This window comes from Brachyspira pilosicoli, assembly GCF_019402445.1.
Lineage (GTDB): Bacteria > Spirochaetota > Brachyspiria > Brachyspirales > Brachyspiraceae > Brachyspira > Brachyspira pilosicoli_B.
This window is the reverse complement of record NZ_SRZM01000356.1, coordinates 1-4799: the sequence shown is the minus strand read 5'-3', so window position 1 is coordinate 4799 and position 4799 is coordinate 1. Positions and strand designations below refer to the sequence as shown.

Below are 4799 nucleotides of genomic sequence, written 5' to 3'. Positions count from 1 at the left end.
GGGCAAAGCCCCACAAATATTTTAAATTAAAAAATATAAATTTTTACAAAGTTAAAAATTTTAAGCATATTTAAAAATATTTTGACAATTTGTGTTTATTCAAGTATATTATTTTTAGTAATTTTTTAGGATAAATATATGCATAAAATTAACGGTGTTCTATATAAACAAAATTGTTCATTAAAAAAATATAATACTTTTAGAGTAAATGCTAAAGCACTTCATTTTTATATGCCTGAAACTATTAATGGTTTTATAGATTTAATTAAATATTTAAATGATGCTGATAAAAGATATATTATTTTAGGCGGAGGAAGCAATATACTTTTTTTGGATAAGGTAATAGAAGTTCCTATAATACATACTGGATTTTTTACAAGAATAGAGCAAACTAGCAATAATATTTTAGCTTATTCTGGGGCTAATGTTATAGATGTTGTAAAGTATGCTTATAGAAATAGTTTTACAGGTTTAGAGTTTTTGTATGGGCTTCCGGGAAGTATTGGCGGAGCAACATACATGAATGCCCGCTGTTATGAACATTCTATATCAGAGTTTGTAGATAGCGTGGGGATTATAGATGATAATATTGAATATATGCATATAAAAGCAGATGAATGTAATTATGCTTATAAAAAAAGTGTGTTCCAAGATAAGAAATACATTATAATAGATGTAAGGCTAAAATTAAATAAGGGCTTAAAAAAAATAATTAAAAAAGATATGAATAAATATATAAAAGACAGAAAAAATAAAAATCAATATAAATATCCATCAGCAGGAAGTACTTTTTTGAATGATTATGAAACTAATATGATAGCAGGTAAGGTGATAGATTCACTTAATATGAGAAACACTAGGGTAGGGGGGGCTATGGTTTCGCCTTATCATGCTAATTTTATTGTTAATTATAATAATGCTACGGGAAGAGATATTTTTGAACTAATGAAAAAAGTGAGAGAAGAGGTTTACACTAAGACAGGTATAAAGTTAAATGCTGAAGTGCGTATTATAGGAAATGATGAAAATGAAGTTTTTTGATAAAAATTTTAATAATTATAATGAAAAGCATTTATATTATATTGATAGTGCTATAGAAAAAGCCAAAACACTTTATAACAGCTGTATATGCTGCGGACATTTATGCAAGACAGATAGAAACAATAATAAAGTAGGAAGATGTAAGATTTTTGAAGATACTAGTCATATAAAAGTAGCTTCTCATACTTTGCATTTTGGTGAAGAGCCTATGCTTGTTGGAAAGAGTGGAAGCGGAACTGTGTTTTTTTCTAATTGCAATTTATCTTGTGTGTTTTGTCAGAATCATCAAATAAGCTCCGAAGGCATAGGGGAGATTATAGGTTTAGAGAAATTAGCTTCTTATTTTCTAGATTTAGAGAGAGAAGGTGCTAATAATATTAATCTTGTAAGTGCCACGCATGTGATTTACCCTGTATTAAAGGCTTTAAAAATTGCATTGCTAAATGGTTTGAACTTGCCTATAGTTTATAATACAAATGGTTATGATACTAATGAATTATTAGATTGTTTGAATGGGATAGTTGATATTTATTTGCCTGATTTAAAATATTTTAATAATGACAAGGCTATAAAATATTCCAAAGCTGAGAATTATTTTGATGTTGCAATTAATGCTATAACTACAATGAAAAATCAGGTTGGTGATTTAATTGATGAAAATGATATTGCAAAAAGCGGCATAATAATAAGGCATTTAGTTTTGCCAAACAATGAATCTGATTCTTATGATATATTAATAGAGCTAAAAGAGAGAGGCTTTTTAAATAGTTATATTTCTCTAATGTCGCAGTATAGTCCAGAGTTTATGGCAAAAGATTATGAAAATATTAACAGAAAACTATATGTTAAAGAATATAATGAAGTATTAAACTTTGCATTAGATTTAGGTTTTGAAAATATATTAGGTCAAGAGATGGAAAGCAGTGAGAATTATTTACCAGATTTTAGAAAAGACAAGCCGTTTGAATAAAAACAAATGAATAAAAAATGGAGCGGGCGAACGGAATCGAACCGTCATCTTTAGATTGGAAGTCTAAGGTAATAACCATTATACGACGCCCGCAATTAAAGTTTAATTATTATAACATACAGATAAAAAAAAGCAAGCTATTTATATTATTATTGCTAATATTTTATTGATAATTTTACTAATTTATTGTAATATGGTTTTACTGTTTAAGAATAATTTTAAATAACTGGGGAAAAAATGAAAAAGATAATATTAGTTCTATCATTTATTTTAACTACAGTAGTTGCTTGTTCTAGTACACCTAAGGCGACTACTCCAGAAAACACATCTGGCTTTAATACTGAATTAAATCTTCCAGATGGTGTTAGGGTGAGAGAGACTCCTAGGGGAAAGGTATTAGAGCTTTATGACCCTAAAGCTAAAAGCGATGTTGGTAAGCAGAGTGGAATTTATGAAGTAAAATTCCAATTCGACAAAGCTGTAGAAATAGGAGAGTATAAACAAGCTTATAATTTAGTTTATACTATATTAAATAACAATCCTGAAATAAGAATTATGGTAGAAGGTAATTCTAGTAAAGAAGGTAAAGCTCCTTACAACTACAATTTGTCTGTAAGAAGATCTGATACTAGCTACAATTACTTAATAAAATTAGGTACTAAAAATAATAGACTTCTTAAAAATGCTTTTGGTGAGGCTCTTCCAGAATATCCTACTTTAGAAGCTAATAGAAGAACTGAATTTATAGTAATAATGAATGAAGCAGATTTAAAAAAGTATAATGACTTTGCAAAAACTGTCGATGTTAATAAAGAAAATTAATATCTAAGGTTTTGGTAAAGGCTATGAAAAAATTATTATTTGTTTTTGCTTTATTTATTTTTGTAATATCTTGCGGTACTACTCCAGAAATGGCACCTGCAGAAAATGCAGAGCCTGTTGCTTTGGCAGTACAAGAAGAACCTCAAGCTGTTACTAATACTGGTGAACTCTATTTACCTCAAGGTACTTCTATAAGAGATTCTCAAAGGGGAAGAGTGTTTGAAACTAATCCTAAAATAATATTTGGATTTGCTAAGACTGCTATGCCTGCAAATGCTAATGTTGCTTTTGCTCAAGTAATAGAGTTTTTAGATAAGAATCCTAATGTTAGATTAGTAATAGAAGGACATACTAGCAATAAGGGAATAGCTTACCCTTATAATTACAACTTATCTGTTAATAGGGTAAAAAATGCTAGAGCTTATTTGGTTAATAATGGGGTTGATGCTAATAGATTAATTGAAAAACCGCTTGGCGAAGCATTGCCTGAGTCTAATGTTCAAGCTAATCTCAGAAGATATGAGTTTATCATTATTGAAAATCAAGCAGATATGGATAAATATAATAATTTTGTATCTACTTTTGATGTGAGAAAGGAAACTGTATATACTGGAAATTAATTAATTTTTATGTATATAATTAGAAATCAAACCTCCTTCTTTCTGTAACAAGAAATGAGGAGGTTTTTTAAATTAAAGGTATTATGTTTTATGAAACAATTTGTTATTTTGTTTTTATTAATTATCTCTTTTAGTTTAATTGCAGAAGATTCTAATCAATCTTTATCATCATCTACTAATGCAGCTACTACAGCATCTAGTTTAAGTGAAGGTTATGTAATAAACAGTGAATTAATGGACACTTTTAAATATGGTACTACTTCTCAAAAAATATCAGCTATTTCTAGAATAAAAAAGACTAAAAATGAAAATGATATATCTGCTATGGTGGAATATTATCCTAATGAAAAAAATAATAAAATAAAAATAGAGATAATTAATTTCTTTAAGCAAAATGTTAATGATAAAGGAAAAACTATAATAGATTATGCTATAGTAGATGAAGATGATAGTGTGAGAAAAGAGGCTTATTATTTATGTTCTATTTATCCTGATATAAAATATGAGTCAAGTATTATGTCTTCTATTAGCAATGAATCTGGACTTATATTAGATAGTATGATAAATGCTTTAGGTTCTATTAAATCTACTTTAGCTTCAGATTATTTAGCAGAGAAATACACTAATGATGTGATTGGCTCTAGCACAAAAATAGAGATATTAAGATATTTTTCTGAGACAAAAGATATTAAAGGCGAAATTATTTGTAGAAATGTAGCACAAAATACAGGTGAGCCTGCTTTAGTTAGATATATGGGAATAGTGGCATTGGGGGCTTATCCTAGTGCTGAAAATTATGAGATATTACAGAAGATATTAAAAGAGGATTTACCTGAAGTTACTGCGAGGGTTATTTATATACTTCCAGAGTACAGTGCTTATGGGGATATTAAAAAAGATATTGTTGAAGCTTGTAAAAATGATAGTGAATCAGTGAGAATATATGCTATTAAAGCTTTGAATAATTATAAGACAGAGCCAGAGATTCAGGAGCTATTGCTTTATAGACTTCAAAATGATAATTCTGAAAATATTACTCTTGAAGTATTAAATCTTTATAGTGATTCCATGCCTACTGGAGAGATGTTTGATGCTATAAAAAAATTAGCCGACTCTTCTGCAAACAAGAAAATTAAAGACAAAGCAAAATCAATAGTGGAAGGCTCTAATAATACAACAACAGAGACAACTACAGCTACTGCTTATTAATGTTTATGATTTTGAAAGAGATTGTTAAAGAATTAGAGATTATTTTATCGGATATTGCATTTTCTGGTATAGATAATGTTGACAGTTCATTTGTAGGAAAAATAGAGCTTCTTGAAAAAAAAGCTATAGAAAATAAA

5 protein-coding genes and 1 tRNA gene are annotated in these 4799 nt (G+C 28.3%); 5 read left to right on the top strand and 1 reads right to left on the bottom strand.

Features of this window, described 5'->3' with window-relative positions; genetic code table 11:
• Nucleotides 1–138 precede the first annotated feature (138 nt).
• Both murB and E6A48_RS10615 read left to right on the top strand, forming a co-directional pair.
• Nucleotides 139–1041 carry a UDP-N-acetylmuramate dehydrogenase gene (gene murB / locus E6A48_RS10620; RefSeq protein ID WP_219710197.1) on the top strand — a complete coding sequence of 301 codons (903 nt, stop codon included), beginning with the start codon at nt 139–141 and terminating at the stop codon, nt 1039–1041.
• Nucleotides 1028–2011, top strand: a complete 984-nt coding sequence (locus E6A48_RS10615) for a radical SAM protein (protein ID WP_219710196.1) — start codon at nt 1028–1030, stop codon at nt 2009–2011. The genes murB and E6A48_RS10615 overlap by 14 nt, the downstream gene beginning before the upstream one ends.
• An 18-nt stretch (nt 2012–2029) precedes the next feature.
• Here the strand turns inward: E6A48_RS10615 and E6A48_RS10610 are convergent.
• Nucleotides 2030–2104 (bottom strand) — tRNA-Gly (locus tag E6A48_RS10610).
• A 144-nt stretch (nt 2105–2248) separates the two neighbouring features.
• On the opposite strand from E6A48_RS10610, the gene E6A48_RS10605 reads away from it, so the two are divergent.
• The 3 genes from E6A48_RS10605 (at nt 2249) to E6A48_RS10595 (ending at nt 4662) form a co-directional block, all read left to right on the top strand.
• A complete protein-coding gene (locus E6A48_RS10605) occupies nt 2249–2833 on the top strand; it encodes an OmpA family protein (RefSeq protein ID WP_219710195.1) in 585 nt (194 codons plus the stop codon).
• A 23-nt stretch (nt 2834–2856) separates the two neighbouring features.
• Nucleotides 2857–3453, top strand: a complete 597-nt coding sequence (locus E6A48_RS10600; protein WP_219710193.1) for an OmpA family protein — start codon at nt 2857–2859, stop codon at nt 3451–3453.
• 90 nt (nt 3454–3543) lie between these two features.
• On the top strand, nt 3544–4662 hold the full coding sequence (locus tag E6A48_RS10595) for a HEAT repeat domain-containing protein (RefSeq protein ID WP_219710191.1): 1119 nt from the start codon (nt 3544–3546) through the stop codon (nt 4660–4662).
• Nucleotides 4663–4799: the final 137 nt, after the last annotated feature.

What these genes read in the sequence shown, in the direction of transcription:
- murB (WP_219710197.1), top strand. Translation starts at nt 139, where the DNA reads ATGCATAAAATTAACGGTGTTCTATATAAACAAAATTGTTCATTAAAA.
- E6A48_RS10615 (WP_219710196.1), top strand. Translation starts at nt 1,028, where the DNA reads ATGAAGTTTTTTGATAAAAATTTTAATAATTATAATGAAAAGCATTTA.
- E6A48_RS10605 (WP_219710195.1), top strand. Translation starts at nt 2,249, where the DNA reads ATGAAAAAGATAATATTAGTTCTATCATTTATTTTAACTACAGTAGTT.
- E6A48_RS10600 (WP_219710193.1), top strand. Translation starts at nt 2,857, where the DNA reads ATGAAAAAATTATTATTTGTTTTTGCTTTATTTATTTTTGTAATATCT.
- E6A48_RS10595 (WP_219710191.1), top strand. Translation starts at nt 3,544, where the DNA reads ATGAAACAATTTGTTATTTTGTTTTTATTAATTATCTCTTTTAGTTTA.